At 67.5% G+C, this 20,727-nt stretch carries 21 protein-coding genes, 1 pseudogene and 1 riboswitch; of the genes and pseudogenes, 8 read left to right on the top strand and 14 right to left on the bottom strand.

Annotated elements, in window-relative coordinates:
- The first annotated feature begins 8 nt into the window (after positions 1–8).
- Positions 9–90: riboswitch (SAM riboswitch) on the top strand.
- From HG262_RS13260 to HG262_RS13250, 3 genes are all read left to right on the top strand, one after another.
- Positions 80–1,342 carry a homoserine O-acetyltransferase gene (locus HG262_RS13260; protein ID WP_211187271.1) on the top strand — a complete coding sequence of 421 codons (1,263 nt, stop codon included), beginning with the start codon at positions 80–82 and terminating at the stop codon, positions 1,340–1,342. It overlaps the preceding riboswitch by 11 nt.
- Complete coding sequence (metW, locus tag HG262_RS13255) at positions 1,339–1,953, top strand: methionine biosynthesis protein MetW (RefSeq protein ID WP_006227214.1); 615 nt, start codon at positions 1,339–1,341, stop codon at positions 1,951–1,953. Before HG262_RS13260 ends, metW begins: the two co-directional genes overlap by 4 nt.
- A gap of 47 nt (positions 1,954–2,000) precedes the next feature.
- Positions 2,001–3,314, top strand: coding sequence for a muropeptide transporter (locus HG262_RS13250; protein ID WP_211187269.1), 1,314 nt, complete (start codon positions 2,001–2,003; stop codon positions 3,312–3,314).
- Positions 3,315–3,403: 89 nt separating this feature from the next.
- On the opposite strand, the gene HG262_RS13245 is transcribed toward HG262_RS13250, so the two are convergent.
- Positions 3,404–4,270: a universal stress protein gene (locus HG262_RS13245; protein ID WP_169271467.1), complete on the bottom strand. Its 867-nt coding sequence runs from the start codon at positions 4,268–4,270 to the stop codon at positions 3,404–3,406.
- Positions 4,271–4,533: 263 nt separating this feature from the next.
- Between HG262_RS13245 and HG262_RS13240 the strand changes: the two genes are divergently transcribed.
- Positions 4,534–5,172: a trimeric intracellular cation channel family protein gene (locus HG262_RS13240; protein ID WP_169271466.1), complete on the top strand. Its 639-nt coding sequence runs from the start codon at positions 4,534–4,536 to the stop codon at positions 5,170–5,172.
- 151 nt (positions 5,173–5,323) lie between these two features.
- Positions 5,324–6,025 carry a GntR family transcriptional regulator gene (locus tag HG262_RS13235; protein WP_248293350.1) on the top strand — a complete coding sequence of 234 codons (702 nt, stop codon included), beginning with the start codon at positions 5,324–5,326 and terminating at the stop codon, positions 6,023–6,025.
- Positions 6,026–6,043: 18 nt separating this feature from the next.
- Here HG262_RS13235 and HG262_RS13230 read toward each other — a convergent pair whose 3' ends face one another.
- The 4 genes from HG262_RS13230 to HG262_RS13215 are packed head-to-tail and all read right to left on the bottom strand — an operon-like array spanning position 6,044 to position 9,005.
- Positions 6,044–6,811, bottom strand: a complete 768-nt coding sequence (locus tag HG262_RS13230) for a 5-oxoprolinase subunit PxpA (RefSeq protein WP_169271465.1) — start codon at positions 6,809–6,811, stop codon at positions 6,044–6,046.
- The gene (locus HG262_RS13225; protein WP_169271464.1) at positions 6,808–7,818 is read right to left on the bottom strand and encodes a biotin-dependent carboxyltransferase family protein; all 1,011 of its coding nucleotides are present in this window, start codon (positions 7,816–7,818) and stop codon (positions 6,808–6,810) included. The genes HG262_RS13230 and HG262_RS13225 overlap by 4 nt, the downstream gene beginning before the upstream one ends.
- Positions 7,815–8,549 (bottom strand): 5-oxoprolinase subunit PxpB, encoded by a 735-nt coding sequence (gene pxpB / locus HG262_RS13220; protein ID WP_169271463.1) that lies wholly within the window; start codon positions 8,547–8,549, stop codon positions 7,815–7,817. Before pxpB ends, HG262_RS13225 begins: the two co-directional genes overlap by 4 nt.
- Before the next feature lie 24 nt (positions 8,550–8,573).
- Positions 8,574–9,005 carry a VOC family protein gene (locus HG262_RS13215; protein ID WP_088590995.1) on the bottom strand — a complete coding sequence of 144 codons (432 nt, stop codon included), beginning with the start codon at positions 9,003–9,005 and terminating at the stop codon, positions 8,574–8,576.
- 145 nt (positions 9,006–9,150) lie between these two features.
- Between HG262_RS13215 and HG262_RS13210 the strand changes: the two genes are divergently transcribed.
- Positions 9,151–10,017 (top strand): LysR family transcriptional regulator, encoded by an 867-nt coding sequence (locus HG262_RS13210; protein ID WP_169271462.1) that lies wholly within the window; start codon positions 9,151–9,153, stop codon positions 10,015–10,017.
- Positions 10,018–10,110: 93 nt separating this feature from the next.
- Here the strand turns inward: HG262_RS13210 and serA are convergent, their stop codons facing one another.
- The 9 genes from serA to phoB all read right to left on the bottom strand — a co-directional run bounded on the left by serA (position 10,111) and on the right by phoB (position 19,389).
- A complete protein-coding gene (serA, locus tag HG262_RS13205) occupies positions 10,111–11,307 on the bottom strand; it encodes a phosphoglycerate dehydrogenase (protein WP_169271461.1) in 1,197 nt (398 codons plus the stop codon).
- Positions 11,308–11,430: 123 nt separating this feature from the next.
- Positions 11,431–11,889, bottom strand: a complete 459-nt coding sequence (locus HG262_RS13200) for a DUF411 domain-containing protein (RefSeq protein ID WP_169271460.1) — start codon at positions 11,887–11,889, stop codon at positions 11,431–11,433.
- A 44-nt stretch (positions 11,890–11,933) separates the two neighbouring features.
- Complete coding sequence (locus HG262_RS13195) at positions 11,934–12,869, bottom strand: copper resistance protein B (protein ID WP_169271459.1); 936 nt, start codon at positions 12,867–12,869, stop codon at positions 11,934–11,936.
- 3 nt (positions 12,870–12,872) lie between these two features.
- The gene (locus HG262_RS13190) at positions 12,873–14,639 is read right to left on the bottom strand and encodes a copper resistance system multicopper oxidase (RefSeq protein ID WP_169271458.1); all 1,767 of its coding nucleotides are present in this window, start codon (positions 14,637–14,639) and stop codon (positions 12,873–12,875) included.
- 19 nt (positions 14,640–14,658) lie between these two features.
- Positions 14,659–15,147, bottom strand: a complete 489-nt coding sequence (locus HG262_RS13185; RefSeq protein WP_169271457.1) for a cupredoxin family protein — start codon at positions 15,145–15,147, stop codon at positions 14,659–14,661.
- Between the two features lie 71 nt (positions 15,148–15,218).
- Entirely contained in the window at positions 15,219–16,619 is a 1,401-nt protein-coding gene (locus HG262_RS13180; RefSeq protein WP_169271456.1) for a heavy metal sensor histidine kinase, read from the bottom strand.
- The gene (locus tag HG262_RS13175) at positions 16,616–17,314 is read right to left on the bottom strand and encodes a heavy metal response regulator transcription factor (protein WP_169271539.1); all 699 of its coding nucleotides are present in this window, start codon (positions 17,312–17,314) and stop codon (positions 16,616–16,618) included. The genes HG262_RS13180 and HG262_RS13175 overlap by 4 nt, the downstream gene beginning before the upstream one ends.
- Positions 17,315–17,370: 56 nt before the next feature.
- Positions 17,371–18,678, bottom strand: a complete 1,308-nt coding sequence (phoR, locus tag HG262_RS13170; RefSeq protein WP_169271455.1) for a phosphate regulon sensor histidine kinase PhoR — start codon at positions 18,676–18,678, stop codon at positions 17,371–17,373.
- Positions 18,679–18,690: 12 nt separating this feature from the next.
- Positions 18,691–19,389, bottom strand: a complete 699-nt coding sequence (gene phoB / locus HG262_RS13165) for a phosphate regulon transcriptional regulator PhoB (protein WP_006227196.1) — start codon at positions 19,387–19,389, stop codon at positions 18,691–18,693.
- Positions 19,390–19,552: 163 nt separating this feature from the next.
- On the opposite strand from phoB, the gene ubiE reads away from it, so the two are divergent.
- Both ubiE and HG262_RS13155 read left to right on the top strand, forming a co-directional pair.
- The gene (ubiE, locus tag HG262_RS13160; RefSeq protein WP_169271454.1) at positions 19,553–20,329 is read left to right on the top strand and encodes a bifunctional demethylmenaquinone methyltransferase/2-methoxy-6-polyprenyl-1,4-benzoquinol methylase UbiE; all 777 of its coding nucleotides are present in this window, start codon (positions 19,553–19,555) and stop codon (positions 20,327–20,329) included.
- A gap of 178 nt (positions 20,330–20,507) precedes the next feature.
- Positions 20,508–20,727, top strand: a pseudogene (locus HG262_RS13155) (Tim44 domain-containing protein); the annotation flags it as partial.

Here is a 20,727-nt window from a genome sequence, read left to right as displayed (position 1 = left end):
TGCATCACCCATATTTCGGCGCCGATTTGCCTGATCCGCTTGCGGGCGCCTTCCAATAAATCCAGCTAAAGAGGTCCGTATGACCACTCCTGCCCAACATTTGGCCGGTGATTCGGCCAGCGGGTTCGTTCCCGCAACCGTCACGACTTCCGACACCGTTGATCCCGGTTCCGTCGGCCTTGTCGCACCCACTTTCATCCGTTTCGATGAGCCGCTGCCCTTGCTTAGCGGCCAGTCGCTGGCCGCCTACGAACTTGCCGTGGAAACCTATGGCACGTTGAACGCCCAGCGCACCAACGCGGTCCTGATCTGCCATGCGCTCAATGCCTCGCACCACGTGGCGGGGCAGGCGGCGGACAACCCCAGCGACCTGGGGTGGTGGGACAACATGGTCGGCCCCGGCAAGCCGGTGGACACCAACCTGTTTTTCGTGATTGGCGTGAACAACCTGGGTTCGTGCTTCGGGTCGACCGGCCCGGCCAGTATCAACCCGGCCACCGGCAAGCCCTGGGGCGCCGCGTTCCCGGTGCTGACGGTGGAAGACTGGGTGCGCGCGCAGGCCCGCGTGGCCGATCACTTCGGCATCGAACGCTTCGCGGCGGTGATGGGCGGATCGCTGGGCGGCATGCAAGCGCTCAGCTGGGCCATCACGCTGCCCGAGCGCGTGGCCCATTGCGTGGTGATCGCCAGCACGCCGCGCCTGTCGGCGCAGAACATCGGCTTCAATGAAGTGGCGCGCCGCGCCATCATCACCGACCCGGATTTCCATGGCGGCGACTACTACGCGCAGGACACCGTCCCGCGCCGCGGCCTGTCGGTGGCGCGCATGATCGGCCATATCACCTACCTGTCGGACGACGACATGGCCGAAAAATTCGGCCGCGCGCAACGCGCGCCCGCCGAGAACGGGGCCTACCACTACGGCTACGACGTCGAGTTCGAGGTGGAGTCGTACCTGCGCTATCAGGGCGAAAAATTCACCCGATACTTCGACGCGAACACCTATCTGCTGATCACGCGCGCGCTGGATTATTTCGATCCGGCCCGCACGACCGGCGGCGATCTGGCGCGCGCGCTGGCGCCGGCCAAGGCCGACTTCCTGCTGGTGTCGTTTTCGACCGACTGGCGCTTCCCGCCCGAGCGTTCGCGCGAGATCGTGCGCGCGCTGCTGAAGAACGCCAGCCCCGTCACCTACGCCGAAATCGACGCACCGCACGGCCACGACGCCTTCCTGCTGGAAGATGCGCGCTACCATGCCGTGGTGCGCGGCTATTACGAACGCATCGCGCGCGAGCTTGGGCTTGGCGACGCCGCTGCTGCGACCGAAGGACGCTCCGAATGACCCCTGTGACCCCCCGCTATGCCCACAGCGCGCTGCGGCCCGACCTGGCGCGCATCGCCGGATGGATCGAGCCGGGCAGCCGCGTCCTGGACTTGGGCTGTGGCGACGGCGCGCTGCTGGCGCACCTGCGCGACCACCGCCAGGTGCGCGGCGCGGGCGTCGAACTGGACGACACCTGCGTGATCGCCTGCGTGCGCCGCGGGGTCGAGGTGATCCAGCAGAACCTGGAAGACGGCCTGGCGCTGTTCGACGACAAGCAGTTCGACACCGTGGTGTTGTCGCAGACCTTGCAGTCCATGCATCGCACCGAGCACATCCTGCGCGAGATGGCGCGGGTGGCGCGCTACGGCATCGTGTCGTTCCCCAACTTCGGCTACTGGCCGCACGGCTGGGCCATCCTGCGCGGCCGCATGCCGGTGACGGGCCAGATGCCCTACCAGTGGTACAACACGCCCAACATCCACCTGTGCACGCTGCGCGACTTCGAACAGCTGGCGGGCGTCGTGGACGTGCGCATCCTCGAACGCGCGACCTTCAACGAAGGCCGCGAGGTCAAGCTGTTCCCCAGCTGGCGCAGCACGCTGGCGGTCTACCGCTTCGCGTCGCCCTGACATCCCGACACCGAACGTCCTGACGGCGCGGGCGAACAAGCCCTAAAATGCCGACAACTCCGCGGCGCGATGCCAGTTGCGCCGCGCCGGCCGAGTTTCAGGAGACCGTCATCACCGCTGTATCCAACGTCTATACCAGCCCCCGCGTGGCCCCCTTGCTGGTCCTGGGCTTTGCCAGCGGATTGCCGTTGGCCTTGACCAGCGGAACCTTGCAGGCCTGGGCGACCGTCGAAGGCGTGCCGCTTCAGGAAATCGGTTTCCTCACCCTGGTAGGCACGGCCTACACCATCAAATTCCTGTGGGCACCTCTTGTCGACCGGTATGTGCCGCCCTTGCTGGGCCGCCGCCGCGGCTGGATGCTGGTGACGCAGCTGCTGCTGGCCTTGACCATCATGGCGATGGGCATGCTGTCGCCCTCGACGGCGCTCATGCCGTTGGCCATGCTGGCCGTGTTGGTGGCTTTCCTGTCGGCTACGCAGGACATCGCGTTCGACGCGTATTGCACGGATGTGCTGCGCAAGGAGGAACGCGGCGCCGGCGCCGCCGTCAAGGTCATGGGCTATCGCCTTGCCATGATTGCCTCGGGCGGGCTGGCGCTGATCCTGGCGGACCAGTGGATCGGCTGGGGCTACACCTATGTGCTGATGGGCGGCCTGATGCTGCTGTGCGCGGTAGCGACCTTGCTGGCCCCCGAACCCGAGCACGTCGCCCGCGCGCCGCGCAATCTGCGCGAGGCCGTCGGTGAACCGCTGCACGAATTCTTCACGCGGCGCGGCGCGCTGGCGGTGCTGTTGCTGATCGTGCTGTACAAGCTGGGCGACGCCTTCGCGGGCGCCTTGTCCACCACCTTCCTGATCCGCGGGGCGGGCTTTACGCCCACCGAAGTCGGCACGGTGAATAAGGTGCTGGGGCTGGCCGCCACCATCGTGGGCGCGCTGGCCGGCGGGACGCTGATGTCGCGCTGGGGCCTGTACCGGTCGCTGATGGCCTTCGGCCTGCTGCAGGCCGTGTCCAACCTGGCGTACTGGCTGATCGCGGTCAGCCCGAAGAACCTGTGGCTGATGGCGGCCGGCGTCGGCATCGAGAACCTGTGCGGCGGGTTGGGCACTGCGTCTTTCGTGGGCTTGTTGATGGCGCTGTGCCGTCAGCGGTTTTCCGCGACGCAGTTCGCGCTGCTGTCGGCGCTGTCGGCGGTGGGCCGCACGTATCTGGCCGGGCCGCTGACGCCGCCGCTGGTGGGGTACATGGGCTGGCCGGGCTTCTTCCTGCTGACGGTGGTGATCGCGCTGCCGGGCCTGGTGCTGCTGAAGATCCTGCGCGGCACCATCGAAACCATGGAAAGGCAGGGCGACCAGGCGTAAGGCGGGCCGGCCCGTCTCGCGGGGATCCGCTCTGTCCAGACGAAAAACGGCGCCCGAATTCCGGGCGCCGTTTTTCCTGACGCGCCGGCTTATTCTTTTTCGGTCAGCCGGACGATCAGCACGTCGCTGGGCAGGGACTCCAGCAGCCGCTCGGCCACGCTGCCGATGGCGGTGCGCAGGATGCCGGTGCGGCCGTGGGTGCCCGTCACGACCAGGTCGGAGCGGTGATTGAATGAGTATTCCGACAGCACGGTTTCGGGCTGGCCGGCTTCCAGCACGATGTGGGGCGTCTTGCCGGCCAGTTCGGGCGTGTCGGCCGTGAATTCCTGCGCGCTTTGTTCGGCGCCCTTGTAGAAGCTGCGCGTGATGGCGTCGTCGGGCACGCTCTTGCCCTGGAACGGCACGTCGTAGGCGTGGAACAGCGTCAGGTTGGCGTTGGGCACCAGTTGCAGCGCGGCGCGCAGGGCCTGGCGCGAGCCGGGCGAGAAATCGGTGGCGACCAGCACGTCGCGGTACGGCTTGCGCGGACGGGTCTTGACCACCAGCACCGGCTGGCGCGCCTGGCGGGCCAGCTTTTCGACAGTGGTGCCCAGCAGCAGCCGGCCCAGCGTCTCGTCGCGGGCGATGCCGGTGACGATCAGCGAGCAGCCGAAGCTGTCGGCGGTTTCCATGATGCGGGCCAGGGGATCGCCGGATACGACGACGACTTCGGACGGCACGTCGGCGGCGGCCAGGTCTTCCGCCAGCTCGCGTTCGGCCAGGGCCTTGTGGTCGGTCGACAGGCGCCGCCAGACCGGCGTGGTCAGGCGGGCAGGCGTGGCATGGCTTTCCATGACATGCAGGACGATCAGCTTGGTATTGAGCTCTTTGGTGAGCTGGAGCGCGCGGTCCAGGGCACGGTCGCCCCGCGCGCTCAGGTCCGTCGCCAATAGGATGGGGCCTGTTTGCTGTGTCATACGTTATCTCCCGGTTCAAGCCAGGCTGCCGGCTCCCGCGTCCGGGCAACCTGGCGGTTGCCGCCCGTGAGGGCATACCCCCATTGTCCCGCCGCGACGCGGCCGGGGGATTGATCGATATCAACGCACGGTCCAGCGTACGGGATGCGGCGCCCGCAGGCAATGGCGGCTTGCGCAAGGTCAGGGTCAATACAATGGGGCCTGCCGTACCTTGAGTCCGGGTCGAGTCCCGATCCGATCATTGTCTTATTTCCGCCTTTCCCATGCTCTCCGATATTTCTCCTGCCCTGCTGCACACGCTATATCTGGTCGCCATCGTGGCCGAAGCCATGACCGCGGCGCTGTCGGCCGGCCGACGCGACATGGACTGGATGGGCGTGTGCATCATCGCCTGCGTGACCGCCCTGGGCGGCGGTTCGCTGCGCGACGTGCTGTTGGGACACTACCCGCTGACATGGGTCATCCACCCCGAATACCTGTGGATGACGGGCGGCGCCGCGATCCTGACTGCACTGATCGCGCCGGTCATGCGGCGCCTGCGCAGTGTGTTCCTGCTGGCCGACGCCCTGGGATTGGTGGCGTTCACCGTCATCGGCTGCCAGGTGGCGCAGCTGATGCAGCTGCCGATCACGGTGGTGCTGATCAGCGGCATGATCACGGGCTGCGCCGGCGGGGTGCTGCGCGACGTGCTGTGCAACGAAGTGCCGCTGCTGTTCCGCAAGGAGCTGTACGCCAGCGTGTCGGTCGTAACCGGGGCGCTGTACCTGGGCGGCCAGTCGCTGGGCCTGTCGGCCAACGCTGCCGTGCCCGTGGCGCTGGCCGCGGGGCTGGCCTTGCGCATGCTGGCCCTGCGCTTCAATTGGCAGATGCCCAAGTTCGTCTACCGTGACGATTGGCACTGAACCCCTGGGGGGCGTAGCAGAAGCGAATCCCCAGCCGGGCGTAACAGAAGGCGATTTCGTCTCTGCAACAATATTCCTATTTGTGTTTCAATAGATTTCTAGTATCTTCTCCCTGTCTCAACCACGCATCGCGCAGTACAAGGGGAGCCGATTGGACGTCAAAGCGCCCGCCACGATTCCGTATTTCCTACAGGAACAGATTCGTGAGTTGATAGTGGATGGCACTATCCGGCCCGGGCAGCCCTTGCGGGAGCAAGAACTAGAGCAGCGTTTCGGCACCAGCCGCAGCCCGATCCGGGAAGCGCTGCGCCTGCTGGAACTGAGCGGCCTGGTCACGCATATCCAACGCAAGGGCTTCAGGGTCACCCTCTATACCGAAACGCAGATCCGCCACCTGTACATGCTGCGCGCGGAGCTGGAGGCGTATTGCATCCGCCAGTTGGCGGACATGCGAGACCTGGCGCCGCTGGTGGCCGAACTGCGCAGCTATGACGAAGCCATCGCGGCGGCCGTGGCCAAGCGTGACATCCGCGCCGCTATCGCGGCGTCGCGCGAGTTCTATCTGGCGGGGGCCCGCTACACGGGCAATACGCCGCTGACCAGCATGCTGAGCAAGCTCTACGAACAGGTGGAGCCGCTGCGCTATCTGCTGGCCCGGCGCTCGCTCGAAACCAACACCCTGCAGATCTACACGCACGGCATCACGCAGGCGCTGGCCGTCCGTGATTTCGAGCGCGCGGCGAACCTGACGCGCACCTATGTGGTGGAAGTGCTGCCGGGCATCTTGCAGGCTTACCGCGACGCCGCCGAACAGGCCGGCGAAGACCTGGCGCCGCGCTACGGCCGCGCCTGATCCGGCCCAAGCCGCAGGTCAGGTCCGGGCCGGGGTGCGGACGTCGATGCCCGCCTGCTCCAGCGCCTGGCGGATGCCGTTGGCGAACAGCAAGGCGTTGGGCTGGTCGCCGTGGATGCAAAGCGTGTCGGCCACCACCGGCACGTCGTGCCCGTCGACGGAACGCACCTTGCCTTCGCGCACCATGCGCACCACTTGCGCGACCGCCTGGTCCAGGTCTTCGATCATGGCGCCGGCGCGCGTGCGCGGCGTGAGTGAACCGTCGTCCTGGTAGGAGCGGTCGGCAAACACTTCGCTGGCCGCCGACAGGCCGATCGCGCGCGCCGCGTCGATCAGCTTGCTGCCCGCCAGCCCGTACAGGATCAGCGACGCGTCCACGTCCTTGACCGCCTGGCAGATGGCGCGCGACAGCCCTTCATCGCGGGCCGCCATGTTGTACAGCGCGCCGTGCGCCTTCACATGGTGCAGCCGCGCCCCTTGCGACGCGGCCACGCCGGCCAGCGCGCCGATCTGGTAGACCACGATGTCATAGGCTTCGTCCGGCGTGATCTGGATGACGCGGCGGCCAAAGCCCGCCAGGTCCTGCAGGCTGGGGTGGGCGCCCAGCGCCACGCCCTGCTTGAGCGCGGCGGCGACGGTCTTGCGCATGGTGGCGGGGTCTCCGCCATGGAAGCCGCAGGCGATGTTGGCGGAGCTGACGTATTGCAGCACCGCCGCGTCGTTGCCCATGGTCCACGCGCCATAGCTTTCGCCCATGTCGCAGTTCATATCGATGCGGGTGGTCATAGCGGTTTCCTTGTTGCCCGGGACAGCAGCGCGCGCAGGGGGGCCAGCGCTTCTTGCAATTGTACGAATGCACGTTCGCGCGCGCCGTCCAGGCGTTGTGCCTCGTCCAGGCCGATCAGCTGGAAGCGCAGGCTCTGGCCCGGTGCGGCTTGCGCCAGCGCGGACAGGTCCACCGTCGCGATCTGCGCGATCTTGGGATAGCCGCCGGTGGTTTGCCGGTCGGCCATGAGGATGATGGCTTCGCCGCCTGCGGGCACCTGCACGGTGCCGAAACTGGCGGCCTCCGACAGCATCTGGCGCGGTTGGGTCATGGATAGCGCCGGGCCCGTCAAGCGGTAGCCCATGCGGTCGGATTGAGCGCTGACGCGGAATTCGGCGTCTGTGAAGGCGTGCCGCGCGGCGGTCGAGAATGCTTCCCAGTGCATGCCGGGCAGGAAGCGGATGGCGCCGCGCCGTTGGCCGCCCAGGGGGGCGGGCAAATAGGCCTGGATTTCCCAGAGCGCGGATCGCAGCGCGTCCAGGCGGTGGCCGTCCAACGCGGCGCGCAGCGGGACGCAGTCGCCTTTGGCCAGCGCGCGGCCCTGGAATCCGCCGAAGCCGCTGCGCAGGTAGGTCGCCTCGCTGCCCATGACGGCAGGCAGCGCAAAGCCGCCATGCACCGCCAGATAGCCGCGCACGCCCACGGCGGGCCGGGCGCCGAAGGCCAGGGTGTCGCCTGCGCGTGCCACCAGCGGGCGGTGCAGGGGGATGTCTTCGCCATTGAGGGTTGCGCCCAGGTCGGCGCCGGCCAGCGCGAAGCAGGCGGGGGCGTCAAAACGCAGCGTGGGGCCAAGCAGGGTCATTTCCAGCGTGGCTGGGTCGCTGGCATTGCCGGCAAGCGCGTTAGCCAGGCGGTGCGCGCGTTCGTCCATGGCGCCCGCGACCGGAATGCCTTCGTGCTGGAAGCCGTCGCGGCCGCGGTCCTGAAAGCTGGACAGCATGCCGGGCTTGATGACGGTCACGCTCATGGCCGGGCTTCCCGGATGCGCTCGAACTCCTCCGGGCTGATCGGTACGAATCGGACCGAATCACCGGGTTGAAGCAAGGAGGCGGGCGCGCGTTCGGGGTCGAACAGGGTCAGCGGCGTCGCGCCAATGATGTTCCAGCCGCCGGGCAGCCGGTTTGGGTAGATCACGGTCTGCCGGTTGGCGACGGCCACGGCGCCCGTCGGTACCACGGTGCGCGGGGAGGGACGGCGCGGGATATCCAGTTTTGGGTCGTGCACGCCCAGGTAGGCGTGGCCGGGCGCGAAGCCCAGCATGAACACCATGCAGCGGGGCTGGCTGTGCAGGGCGACGATTTCGTCTTCCGTCACGCCGGCCGCGCGCGCCACCTCGGGCAGGTCGGGGCCGTGCTCGCCGCCGTAGCAGACGGGAACATCGATCAGGCGCCCGTCCAGGGCGTCGGCGGCGATGCCTTCGGCCAGCAGGGCGTTGATGCTTGCGGTCAAGCGCGTACAGGAGGGGCCGTTGCCCCGGCCGTCGGGACGGTAATGCACCGCCACCGCGACGAATGAGGGCACGACATCGGTGACGCCGGGAAGCTGTGCGGCGCGCAGTTTGCGCGCCGCGGCCAGACAGGTCCGGCCGACCGAGGCGTCGATCCTGTCGCCGAAGGAAATGATCAGGCAGCGATCACCCTGGGGCAGGATGCGCCAAGCGGTTTCGGCCGGACAAGGGGGGTCTGACGGGGCGTTCAACGGCGCGCAACCTCTGGCGGCGGATTACTTGGCGAACAAGGAATCCATGTTCTTGAAGGCCTTGAATTCCAGCGCGTTGCCCGACGGATCCAGGAAGAACATCGTGGCCTGCTCGCCCACTTCGCCCTTGAAGCGGATGTAGGGCTCGATGACGAACTCGGTGCCTGCGTCGATCAGGCGCTTGGACATGGCTTCCCATTGTTCCATGGAAAGCACGGCGCCGAAATGGCGCACGGGCACGTTGTGGGAATCCACGGCGCTGGTGGCCTTGTGGCCGCATTCGCTGGGCGCCAGGTGGGCGACGATCTGGTGGCCGTAGAAATTGAAGTCGATCCATTCGGGCGAGCTGCGGCCTTCCGGACAGCCCAGCTTTTCGCCGTAGAAGGCGCGGGCTTCGGCCAGGTCGCGGACCGGGAAGGCCAGGTGGAACGGCGGCAGATTGGTTTGGGCGGTCATGAAAAACTCCGGGTCATTCAAAAAGTGATCGGTTGGCGGGCGGCCTGCGGGCAGCGGGCTGCTTTAGCACCAGGACATAGTTTAGGTATTGTTTTTTTGATTGAAAAACGATATTTTTTGTGTCTTAGCATCGAAAATATTGATTGTGATCAAAGAATTCAAAACCTTCATCGCTGTCGCGCGCGACGGGACGTTCACCGGCGCCGGCGCCCACCTGGGCCTGACGCAGTCGGCGGTCAGCGCCCAGATCAAGCGGCTGGAGGAATACCTGGGCGTGGCGCTCTTCGACCGCGGGGCCCGGGCCGCCGTACTGAACGGGCCTGGCCGCGAGATGCTTGCGCAGGCGGAAGAGTTGGTCGCCATGGCCGAACGCATGGTCACGACGGCGGGGGCGGGCCACGTCAGCGGATCGTTGCGCATCGGCGCCATCGCTTCGGTGCAGCAGGATCTGCTGGTGCGCGCCGTGGGCCGGTTCCGCGCCGTCTATCCCGATGTGCGAGTACGCATCGTGCCCGGCGTCTCGCTGTCGCTGCTGGGGCAGGTGGATGCGGGCGAAGTGGACATGGCCGTGCTGATCCGCCCGCCGTTCACGCTGCCGCCGGAGCTGGGCTGGCATCGCCTGCTGAACGAGCCGGTGGTGCTGGCCGTGCCGGAATCCGTGCCCGAAGCGCCGTGGCGCGAGCTGCTGGCGACGCAGCCCTTCATCCGCTATGACCGGGCGTCGTTCGGCGGGCGGGTGGTGGATATTTTCCTGAAGAAGCACCGCATCCATGTGCACGAAGCGGTGGAACTGGACGAAATCGAAGCTATCGCCAACATGGTGCGCCACGGCCTGGGCGTGGCGCTGCTACCGCAGCTGCGGCGGTTGGACGTGACGGGGTTGCGGCTGGTGCCGCTGGCCGAACAGGCCTTTCACCGGGAAATCGGCATCATCGGCCGCCTGCCGTTCGACGCGGGCAGCGTGCGCGAGAAGATGGCGGAATGCCTGATGGCGGCGGCGGCCGAACCTTGAGGTCGATGCGGGTCCAGGCCGTGCCGGACAGCGCCGGCCAGGAAAAAAAAGCGCCCCGCGAAGGGGCGCTTTCCGTTTCGGCGCAACCGGGATCTACAGCCGGTCGCAGCGGACCGTGATGGGGTGATCGCGCAGCGTGGTCATCACTTGGTCGTCGACCTGGCCTTCCACGTCGGTGATCACGTAGCCGATCTGACCCTTGGTCTGCAGGGTCTGGCTGACGATGTTCAGGCCGTGCTGCGCCATCAGGTTGTCCAGCGTGCCGAGCGCGCCCGGGGCGTTGCGGTGCACGTGCAGGATGCGCGTGGCGCCGGCCGGCTCCAGGTAGGGCAGTTCGGGGAAGTTGACCGCGCCCTTGGTCGTGCCAGCCTGCATGAAGCGCACCAGCTTTTCGGCCACTTCGCGGCCGATGTTCTCTTGCGATTCCTGCGTGCTGCCGCCGATGTGCGGGGTCAGGATGACGTTGGGCAGGCCGATCAGCGGGCTGGCCAGCGGTTCGTCCGCGCCCTTGGGCTCGGTGGGGAATACGTCCAGCGCGGCGCCGGCCAGGTGGCCCGATTTCAGCGCGGCGTGCAGGGCGTCGATGTCCACCACCGTGCCGCGCGAGGCGTTGATGAGGATCGCGCCGCGCCGCATGCGGCCGATGGTCTCCGCATTCATGATGTTCTCGGTGGACTTGCCGCCCGGCACGTGCAGCGTCACCACGTCGGCCTGCTCCAGCAGGTCGTTGAGCGACCCGGCGGGGCGGGCGTTGCCCAGCGGCAGCTTGGCTTCCACGTCGTGGTAGACGACGCGCATGCCCAGGCCTTCGGCCAGCGTGCTGATCTGCGAGCCAATGTTGCCGTAGCCCACGATGCCCAGCGTCTTGCCGCGCGTTTCAAAGGCGCCCGAGGCGCTCTTGTCCCAATGGCCCAGGTGCACGCGGGCGTTCTTTTCGGGAATTCGGCGCAGCAGCAGGATGGCTTCGCCCAGCACCAGCTCGGCGACCGAACGGGTGTTGGAGAACGGCGCGTTGAACACCGGAATCCCGCGTTGCATGGCGGAATCCAGGTCGACCTGGTTGGTGCCGATGCAGAAGCAGCCTACGACGCGCAGGTCGGGGCTGGACAGCAGGGCGGCGTCCAGGTGCGTGCGAGAACGGATCCCCGCCACGTGCACGCCACGCAGGGCTTCCTGCATTTTCGCCGGCGGCAGGGCCGCGGTGTGCGTGACGATGTCGGTGTAGCCGGCGGCTTCGAAGACGGTGCGCGCGCTCGGGTGGATGTTCTCGAACAGGACGATTTTTGCCATGACTGCCAAGGGGTGGGTAAGAAATGCGTTTTATTTATTGTGGCGCATTTTTGCTGCGGTGCAAGGAGTAGCCATTGAGGCGGTGTGGATGAATTGTTTCAATGGCCTGCCCACCCCTGGGTCCTACCGGTATGCCTGGAACACGTTGGCGCTGCCCTGCTTGTCCACCAGCAGGATATCGTGCGGGGTCTTGCGGCCGCCGTATTCGGGGCCGTCCATGCCTGGGGACCCTAACGGCATGCCCGGGGCGGCCAGGCCGGCGGCGTCCGGCTTTTCCAGAAGCAGCCGGCGGACGTCGCTGGCGGGCACGTGGCCTTCGACCGCGTAGCCGTCCACCACGGCGGTATGGCAGGACCCGTAGTCCGCCATGCCCGCATTGCGGCGGATGGGGCCGGTGTCGTCCACGTCATGGGTCGTGACGGCGAAGCCGCTGTCGCGCATGTGCTTGACCCAGTCTTCGCAGCAGCCGCAGGTGGGCGTCTTCCAGACCTCGACGCGCGCGGGCGTCTGCGCCGTGGCGAAGACGGGGGCGCCAAGGGCCGCGGCAAGGATCAGGCGGTGCGTGATGCGGGGAATGTTCATGATGCTCCGTGCACGAATAGGGGTGGGAAGGGCGCGATGCCGCGTCAGAACCAGAACCGCACGCCCGCCATGACGGCGGTCTGGGACCGGCTGGCCCCGGCGTCCGAGGCGTAGCTGGCGGTTTGGCCGAACTTGCGTTCGAAGGAGACGCCGACGTAAGGGGCGAATTCGCGCGTGACCTCATAGCGTAGCCGCAAAGAGAGCGACCCGGTCGACAGGCCCGAGCCGATGCCGCGTTCGGGGTCGCGCTTGCCGTACAGGCTGGCCTCGATTTCCGGCGTGAGGACGAGGCGCTGCGTCAGCAGCAGGTCGTACTCGGCCTTGAGCGCCAGCGCGGTGCGGCCCGACGATCCCACATAGGCGGTGGTCTCCAGTTCGATGTTGTAGGGCAGCAGGCCCTCGACGCCGAACGCGGCCCAATTGCGCTTGGGGCCCGTGCCGATGTCCCGGCGCGCGCCCAGCTGCAGGTTCCAGAAAGGCGATACGGCATGGCTCCAGTAGGCTTCGACCTTGCCGTCCGAGCCGCCGCCGCTTTCGCGTTCGCCCTCGCTCTTGATAAGCAGGCGGTCGGTGGCCGAGCCGATCCAGAAGCGGCCGTCCCAGTCCAGCGCGTTTTCGCCGTCGCGGTTGCGTGTGACGCCGAACTTGTCGAACAGCACCTGCCAGGTGGACGCGTTGTCCATCATGTGCGGGTGGATGCCGTAGCTGTCGTAGCCGCGTTCGCCCGCGCCGTCGCTCGTCGGCAGGCTGCCGATCGGCGGTGCGTTCGATGCGGGGGCGCTGCCGTGTTCCATCGTCGTGTGCCCCATCGCCCCGTGGTCCATGGCGGCGGGCGCCGGCGCGGGGGCGGACGGCATGGCGCCGTGATCCATGCCGGGCATGCCGGAATGGTCCATCGCGGCGGGCTGCGCGTGGACGCCCGATGCGCCCAGGGCCAAGGCCAGGGCGCAGGCGCCCAGCAGTTTGCGTTGCGTCGTCATCGCTTACTCCACCACGACCGCTCTGAACATGCCGGCCTCCATGTGATACAGCAGGTGGCAGTGGTAGGCCCAGTGTCCGCGCGCATCGGCGCTGACGCGATAGCTCAGCCGCTGCGCCGGGTTGAGGGTGATCGTGTGCTTGCGCACCTGGAACGCGCCGTCGGGCGATTCCAGGTCGCTCCACAGGCCATGCAGATGGATCGGGTGCGTCATCATCGTGTCGTTGACCAGCACGAAACGCACGCGCTCGCCGTAGCGCAGCACGATGGGCTTGGCGTCCGAGAACTTCACGCCGTTGAACGACCACATGTAGCGTTCCATGTTGCCGGTCAGGTGCAGTTCGATCTCGCGCGAGGGCGCGCGGTTGTCTTCGGGTTCGCGGATGGAATGCAGGTCCGCGTAGGTCAGCACGCGGCGCCCGTTGTCGCGCAGCCCCACGCCCGGGTCGTCCAGCCGCGTCGACACCACGTCGGGCAGCATGGAATTGCTGACGCCGCGCTCGGTCGGATAGGGGTGCTTGACTTCGACCATGCCGCCTTGCCCGGTGGCTGACGCGCCATGGCCGCCGTGGTCCATGCCGGGCATGCCGCCGGGGCTGGGTGCGCCGGGCGCGCCCATCGCGGCCATGTCGTGCCCCGCGCCTGCCATGTCATGCGCCATGCCCATGTCCATCATGCCCAGCAGTTGCACGCGGTCCAGCGCGGGCACGTCGGCCTGCATGCCGGCGCGCGGCGCCAGCGTGGCGCGGGCAAAGCCCGAGCGGTCCATCGCCTGCGAGAAGATCGTGTAGGCGCGCTCGTCCTGCGGTTCGACGATCACGTCATAGGTTTCGGCCACGCCGATCCGGAATTCCTCCACGTCCACGGGCCGCACGTCTTGCCCGTCGGCGGCCACCACCGTCATCTTCAGGCCGGGGATGCGCACGTCGAAGTACGTCATCGCCGATCCGTTGATGAAGCGCAGCCGGATGCGTTCGCCCGGCTTGAACAGCCCGGTCCAGTTGCCCGAGGGCGTGGCGCCGTTGGTCAGGTAGGTGTAGGTGGCGCCGGACACGTCGGCCAGGTCCGTCGGCGTCATGCGCATCTGTTCCCACATCAGGCGTTCGGACAGCGCCGCGCGCCAGCCGCGTTCCTGCGCGTCGGCGGCCAGGCTCTGGACGCTGGGCTGGATGCGGTTGTAGTACTCGGGCATCACCTTCAGCTTGTTGAAGAGCCGCATCGGGTCTTCGTCCGTCCAGTCCGACAGCAGCACCGTGTAGTCGCGGTCGGACGTGATGGGATCGCGGCGGCGCGGGTCGATGACGATGGCGCCGTACAGGCCGGTCTGCTCCTGGAAGCCCGAGTGGCTGTGATACCAGTACGTGCCGCTCTGGCGCACCGCGAAGCGGTAGGTGAAGGTCTGGCCCGGATCGATGCCGGGAAAGCTCAGGCCGGGCACGCCATCCATGTCGGTTGGCAAAAGGATGCCGTGCCAGTGAATGGAGGTCTGCTCGCGCAGCCGGTTGGTGACGTGCAGGGTCACCGTGTCGCCTTCGCGCCAACGCAGGAGGGGGGCGGGCACCTGGCCATTGACGGTGGTGCCGATGCGCGCGGCGCCCGTGAAGTTCACGGGCGTCTCGCCGATTTCCAGGTGGAATTCCGTGCCACGCAATTCAGCGGCCGGCGCGGGCGCGGCCAATGCGGCGCGCCAGCCGCCCAGCGCAGCCAGCGCGCCGCCGGCGGCCAGGCCCTGCACGAAGCGGCGGCGGGCAAGAGGAGGGGATGTGCTCATGGGAGGAAGGCGCCGGGGGTCAGAGGACCGACACCGCGCCCTTCATGCCGGCGCTGTAGTGACCCGGTTCCAGGCAGCCGAAGGACACCGTGCCGGCCTTGTCGAAGCGCCAGACGATCTGGCCGGACTTGCCGGCGTCCAGCGACACCGCGTTCGCCTCTTCGTGGCGCATGCCGGGGTCTTTCATCATCATGTCGTAGTGCGCCTTCAGGTCCGCATCGGTGCCCAGCACCAGCTCGTGGCGGATCTTTCCCGAATTGCGCACATTGATGCGCACCGTCTCGCCTGCCTTGACCTCGATGCGGTCGGGCGTGAAGCGCATGGCGTCGGTCATGTCGACATCGATCGTGCGCGTGGCGCGGGCGGCGTCGCCCGGCTTGCCGATGGGGGTCGAGGCGGCCGGCATGGACATGCCGTGGCCGGCGTGTTCGCCCGCGGCCTGCGCGGCGCCGGCAACCAGCAAGGCCAGCGCGGCGGCTTGGGTAAAGCGGATCAGGGTGTCTTTCACGAGAATCCTCAAGAGGGGTGACCGTGATGACACTGTAGGAAAGCGGGGGTGACCCGATTCTGTCGTCCGGATTACGGTTTTGTAATGTTTCCGGAACCCGCCTGCGGCGCCGGCCCGCGCAGCGTGATGCCGACCACCGTGCCGTAGGCGTCCGACACCGCGTCGACGTCACCGCCGTGCATGCGGGCGATGGCGCGCACAATGGCCAGGCCCAGGCCATGGCCTTCGCTGCGCGGCGCGCGTGCCTGCCCCGACCGGAAGAAACGGTCGAAAATGCGGGGCAGGTCGGCGGGCGGAATGGGTGGGCCGGGGTTGCGCACCTCCACCCGCGCGCCCGACGGCGACGCCGAGCAGCGCAGCACGATGTCGTGCCCGGCGGGCGTGGCCTTGATGGCGTTGGAGATCAGGTTGGCCAAGGCGCGGCGCACCAGGCCGGGGTTGGCGGCCACGGTGGCGTCGCCCTCGCAGTGCAGGCGCACGCCGTGCTCGTCCAGCATGGCTTCGTAGTATTCGGCCACGCGGCGGGCCTCGGCCGCCAGCGACACCGGGGCCAGGTCGGCGGCCAGTTCGCCGCGGTCGGCGCGGGCCAGGAACAGCATGTCGTTGACCAGCTTCTTCAGGTCTTCGAGCTCTTCCAGATTGGATTCCAGGGCGTCGCGCAGTTCGGCGGCGTCGCGCGGCGACGACAGCATGACCTGCGCGCCGTTGATCAAGGTGGCCAGCGGCGTGCGCAGCTCGTGCGCCACGTCGGCGTTGAAGCCTTCCATTTGCTGGTAGGCCGCCTGCAGCCGTTCCAGCGTGCGGTTGAACGACCGCACCAGTTCATGAAGCTCTCGGTCGGTGTCTTCCAGCGGCAGGCGCCGCGCCAGGTTGTCGGGCTGGATGCGCGCGGCCTGTTCCGACAGCCGGCGCGTGGGCGCCATGCTGCGGCGCACGGCCCAGGCCGCCAGCACCACCGTCGCGCCCACCCACAGCGCGCAGATCAGCACCAGGGCGGTGCCGTAGGCGTACAGGAACTGCGAGCTGGTGCGGGTGCTGACCGCCACGGTCAGTTGCGCGCCGGGCAAGATGCGGTCGTTCATGGCGACCCGCAGGCCGCGCATGCGTCCGCCGTCCGCCGCCTGCAGCACGACCTGGTGGCCATCCGTGGCGTCCAGCGTTTCGGGGGCGGGGCCGCCGTAGACGGCCTTGCCTTCGGCGTCCACGATCCAGATGCCCAATTGGCCCTGGCCGGTGCGCATTTCGTCGAAGGTGGCGGCCAGGTCTTGCAGGCCGTTGGCGCTGTTCTGCATGTCGATCAGATGGTCGATCAGTTCCAGCTTGCCGTTGACCTCGGTGATTTCCTGGCGCTCGACCTCGCGCTTGAGCGCCCAGAACAGCGTGGCCCCGGCCAAGCTGGAGACCAGCAGCGCAATGGCGCCCAGCAACAGCGTCAGCCGCGCCTGCATCGAGCGCATGCGCGGCGGCTTCATTCAGGGTGGGGCGCCGGACGCGGTTCCAGGCGCGACTCCAGCACGTAGCCCATGCCGCGCACGGTGTGCAGCAGTTTGGCGTCGAACGGGTCGTCCAGCTTGCTGCGCAAGCGCCGCACTGCCACGTCGATGACGTTGGTGTCGCTGTCGAAGTTCATGTCCCAGACCTGTTCGGCCAGCGTGGTGCGCGACAGCACCTGCCCCTGGCGGCGCAGCAGCAGCGCCAGCAGGCTGAACTCCTTGGCGGTCAGGTCCAGCCGGCGTCCGCCGCGCTGGGCGCGCCGGCGCGCCAGGTCCAGTTCCAGGTCGGCCAGGCGCAGCAGCGTGGGCTCTTGCGTGCGTCCGCGGCGTAGCAGCGCCTGCACGCGCGCCAGCAGCTCCGAAAACGCGAAGGGCTTGACCAGATAGTCGTCGGCGCCGCCTTCCAGGCCGCGCACGCGGTCTTCCACCGCGTCGCGCGCCGTCAGCATCAGGATGGGGGTGTCTTTCTGTGCGCGCACGGACGCCAGGATGCCGAAGCCGTCCACGCCCGGCAGCATCACGTCCAGCACGATCAGGTCGTAGGCGCCTTCCAGCGCCAGATGCAGGCCGTCCACCCCGTCGCGGGCCAGGTCCACGACATGGCTTTGTTCCGACAGCCCCTTCTTCAGGTAGTCGGCCAGTTTGGGTTCGTCTTCGATGACCAGGATGCGCATGGCCCGGAATTTACCATCCGCGCCGGACGGCGCGGAAGGTTCCAACATGGCAACGTTTATGCGGGTTCGTCGATGGCGATGCGCTCGGCCGGAAAGCGCAGCGCGAAGACGCTGCCCTTGCCCGGTTCGCTGGTGATGAGCAGTTCGGCGTCGTGGCGCATGGCGATGTGCTTGGTGATCGCCAGGCCCAGGCCAGTGCCGCCCACGGCGCGCGAGCGGCCGCGGTCAACCCGGTAGAAGCGTTCGGTCAGGCGCGGCAGGTGGCGGGCGGGGATGCCGATGCCCGTGTCCTGCACGCTGTAGCGCGCGCCGCCGTCCGCTTCGCGTTCCCAGCGAACGGTGATCTTGCCGCCGTCCGGCGTGTAGCGCACCGCGTTGGTCAGCAGGTTCGACAGCGCGGACGTCAGCTCGGTTTCGGCGCCCAGCACGTCCAGCGTATCGTCGATATGCCATTCCAGCACGTGGCGTCCGCCCGACAGCGCTTCGATCTGCTGGCGCGCCTTCTGCAGCAGCGCGCCCATGTTGATGGCGCGCGGATCGCTGCCTGGCGAAGATTCCAGCGTGGACAAGGTCAGCAGGTCTTCCACGATGGCCTGCATGCGCTGGGCCTGCTCGTGCATCATGTCGATGTACTGCGCGCGCTGTTCTTCGGGCAGCGCGTCGGCCGGCATGTCGCGCAGCGTTTCCAGGAACCCGGCCAGCACGGTCAGCGGCGTGCGCAGTTCGTGCGAGACGTTGGCCACGAAGTCGCGGCGCGTGGTTTCCAGGCGTTCGATCTGGGTGACGTCGCGGGTGATGAGCAGACGCTGATTGCTGGCGTAAGCGGTCAGCTGCATCATCATCAGGCGTTCCTGGCCGTTCTGGCCCAGGCGCACCAGGATCGGCTCGGGCCAGGCCGGGCGATGCGCGTATTCCACGAATTCCGGCGCGCGCAGCAGGTTCAAGAGGTTATGGCCGCGGTCGGCCGGCAGGCGCAGGCCCAGGTGCTGGCGCGCCATGCGGTTGCACCAGTCGATCTGGAAGTCCGCGTTCAGCGTGACGGCGCCGTCCGGCAAGGCCTGGGCGGCGGCCAGCATGCCTTGCATGGTGTCGCGGGTTTCGGCCAGTTCGCGGGCGCGGGCGCGGGTATAGCGGTAGAGCGGGGCAAGGATGTCGTCCCAGGGCCCGACGGAAGCGGGGGGAGAGGTGTCCGGGTGGTTGGCCCATTGCGAGACCAGCGTCAGCCTCCAGCTGCGCCAAAGCAGCATGGCGGTCAGCGCGGCTGAAAACACGATCCAGCCCGCCGGGTCTCCTATGAGCCATTGCGCCAGTAGTGAAATCACCGCCCACAGGGCGACCAGGAAAAGTGTGCGCAGCCAGATCATCGTGCGGCAGTTTTACCGCGTCGGGAGCTGGGCCGTAAACCGGTAGCCGCTGCCGCGCACCGTTTCCACGTGCGCGTCATGGCCGCTGGGCTCCAGGGCCTTGCGCAGGCGGCGGATATGGACGTCCACCGTGCGTTCTTCGACGAACACGTGGTCGCCCCAGACCTGGTCCAGCAGTTGCGAACGCGAGAACACGCGCTCGGGGTGGGTCATGAAGAAATGCAGCAGGCGGAATTCGGTGGGGCCGATCTGCAGCGACTGGCTGTTGCCCGACAGGCGATGCGTCACCGGATCCAGCTTCAGGCCGCCCACGTCGATCACGTCGTCGGTCAGCTGGGGCGCGCGGCGGCGCAGCACGGCCTTGATGCGGGCCATCAGCTCTTTCGGCGAGAAAGGTTTGGTGATGTAGTCGTCGGCGCCAGCCTCCAGGCCGTCCACCTTGTCCTGCTCGGAGCCTTTGGCGGTCAGCATGATGACCGGGACGGCGCGGGTGCGCTCATCGTTGCGCAGCTTGCGCGCCATGGCCAGGCCGGACGTGCCGGGCAGCATCCAATCCAGCAGGATCAGATCGGGGAGTTCGGCGCGGATCAGGGTCTGGGCCTGGTCGGCGTCGAAGGCGCGCAACACTTTGTGCCCCGCGAAAGACAGGTTGACGGCGATCAGTTCCTGGATTGCGGGTTCGTCTTCGACAACGAGGATAGTGCTGGACATGGCGAATTTGGCACACTTCGGAGCGCCGGCGCGGCGCGAACATTGCGATAGTATGGCCGCAATATTTCAGGTATGTGACCGCAGGGTGCCGCCGGGGCAGGTTCACTGGCCGCCGCCAGGTGCCCGATAGGCTACCATTGAACGATATATCGGGAATTTCACCATGCAAAACCCCTCCGAATCGCAACATTCCGCCGACGCCAACCCGCAATCCACGCATTTCGGCTTCCAAACAGTGCCGGAAGGCGAAAAAGCCCGCAAAGTCGCTGAAGTCTTCCATTCGGTCGCCCAGCGCTACGACGTCATGAACGATTTCATGTCCGCCGGCCTGCACCGTGTCTGGAAAGCCTTCACCATTGGCCGCGCCGCCATCCGCCCCGGCATGAAGGTGCTGGACATCGCCGGCGGCACGGGCGACCTGGCAAAGGCCTTCGCCAAGCGCGCCGGCCCCACGGGCGAAGTCTGGCTGACCGACATCAACGATTCCATGCTGCGCGTGGGCCGTGACCGCCTGACCGACGCCGGCCTGCTGCTGCCCACCGCCGTCTGCGACGCCGAACGCCTGCCGTTCCCCACCGGCTACTTCGACCGTGTCAGCGTGGCCTTCGGCTTGCGCAACATGACCCACAAGGACCGCGCCCTGGCCGAAATGGCCCGCGTGCTGAAACCGGGCGGCAAGCTGCTGGTGCTGGAGTTCTCGCGCGTGGCCAAGCCGTTGTCGCCCGCCTATGACTGGTATTCGTTCAACGTGCTGCCGTGGTTGGGCAAGAAGATCGCCAACGACGAGGCCAGCTACCGTTACCTGGCGGAATCCATCCGCATGCATCCCGACCAGGAAACCCTGGCCGACATGCTGCGCACCGCCGGGCTGGACCGGGTGCAGTACTTCAACCTGACCGCCGGCATCGCCGCGCTGCACGAGGGCGTGCGCCTGGGCTGAATCCAGCCTGTCCATAGGATGTTTCGTCACCCCACGGGGAACTTGTGGGCGGGCGTCTTGTCCGTTATTCTTACGACATTCAGATTACTGTAAGAAAAGTCGCGACTATGGTCCCGCTGTCCGTGGGACTCCCTGCTGCTCGGGGCAGCAGGGGCGCGAGTACGAGGAGCAAAACTCTATGACCAAATTCTGTTTTTCGCGGTTTGTCGCCGCGGCGCTCATCGCCATCTCCGGCGCGGCGTTGGTGACGGCGTCGTTTGACGCCGAAGCCCGTCGTGCGGGCGGCGGCAGCAGCGTCGGCCGTCAATCCTCCAATGTGACCCAGCAGCGCCAGGCGACCACGCCTCCGGCCGCCGCGAACAATACGGCAGGCGCCACCGCCGCCCCGGCAGCCGCCG

It is taken from the genome of Achromobacter sp. Bel (assembly GCF_012928505.1).
Lineage (GTDB): Bacteria > Pseudomonadota > Gammaproteobacteria > Burkholderiales > Burkholderiaceae_B > Achromobacter.
Note: the sequence above shows the minus strand (reverse complement) of the source record. Positions and strands in the feature narration are given on the sequence as shown.

Excerpts from the sequence above, each read along its gene's own strand:
- HG262_RS13180 (WP_169271456.1), bottom strand. The coding sequence starts at position 16,619 with ATGAAGCCGCCGCGCATGCGCTCGATGCAGGCGCGGCTGACGCTGTTG.
- HG262_RS13245 (WP_169271467.1), bottom strand. The coding sequence starts at position 4,270 with ATGACACAGCAAACAGGCCCCATCCTATTGGCGACGGACCTGAGCGCG.
- HG262_RS13175 (WP_169271539.1), bottom strand. The coding sequence starts at position 17,314 with ATGCGCATCCTGGTCATCGAAGACGAACCCAAACTGGCCGACTACCTG.
- HG262_RS13195 (WP_169271459.1), bottom strand. The coding sequence starts at position 12,869 with ATGACGACGCAACGCAAACTGCTGGGCGCCTGCGCCCTGGCCTTGGCC.
- HG262_RS13250 (WP_211187269.1), top strand. The coding sequence starts at position 2,001 with ATGCCGACAACTCCGCGGCGCGATGCCAGTTGCGCCGCGCCGGCCGAG.
- HG262_RS13215 (WP_088590995.1), bottom strand. The coding sequence starts at position 9,005 with ATGACCGCCCAAACCAATCTGCCGCCGTTCCACCTGGCCTTCCCGGTC.
- HG262_RS13240 (WP_169271466.1), top strand. The coding sequence starts at position 4,534 with ATGCTCTCCGATATTTCTCCTGCCCTGCTGCACACGCTATATCTGGTC.
- HG262_RS13225 (WP_169271464.1), bottom strand. The coding sequence starts at position 7,818 with ATGAGCGTGACCGTCATCAAGCCCGGCATGCTGTCCAGCTTTCAGGAC.
- phoR (WP_169271455.1), bottom strand. The coding sequence starts at position 18,678 with ATGATCTGGCTGCGCACACTTTTCCTGGTCGCCCTGTGGGCGGTGATT.
- serA (WP_169271461.1), bottom strand. The coding sequence starts at position 11,307 with ATGGCAAAAATCGTCCTGTTCGAGAACATCCACCCGAGCGCGCGCACC.
- ubiE (WP_169271454.1), top strand. The coding sequence starts at position 19,553 with ATGCAAAACCCCTCCGAATCGCAACATTCCGCCGACGCCAACCCGCAA.
- metW (WP_006227214.1), top strand. The coding sequence starts at position 1,339 with ATGACCCCTGTGACCCCCCGCTATGCCCACAGCGCGCTGCGGCCCGAC.
- HG262_RS13200 (WP_169271460.1), bottom strand. The coding sequence starts at position 11,889 with ATGAACATTCCCCGCATCACGCACCGCCTGATCCTTGCCGCGGCCCTT.
- HG262_RS13260 (WP_211187271.1), top strand. The coding sequence starts at position 80 with ATGACCACTCCTGCCCAACATTTGGCCGGTGATTCGGCCAGCGGGTTC.
- phoB (WP_006227196.1), bottom strand. The coding sequence starts at position 19,389 with ATGTCCAGCACTATCCTCGTTGTCGAAGACGAACCCGCAATCCAGGAA.
- HG262_RS13190 (WP_169271458.1), bottom strand. The coding sequence starts at position 14,639 with ATGAGCACATCCCCTCCTCTTGCCCGCCGCCGCTTCGTGCAGGGCCTG.
- HG262_RS13230 (WP_169271465.1), bottom strand. The coding sequence starts at position 6,811 with ATGACCACCCGCATCGATATGAACTGCGACATGGGCGAAAGCTATGGC.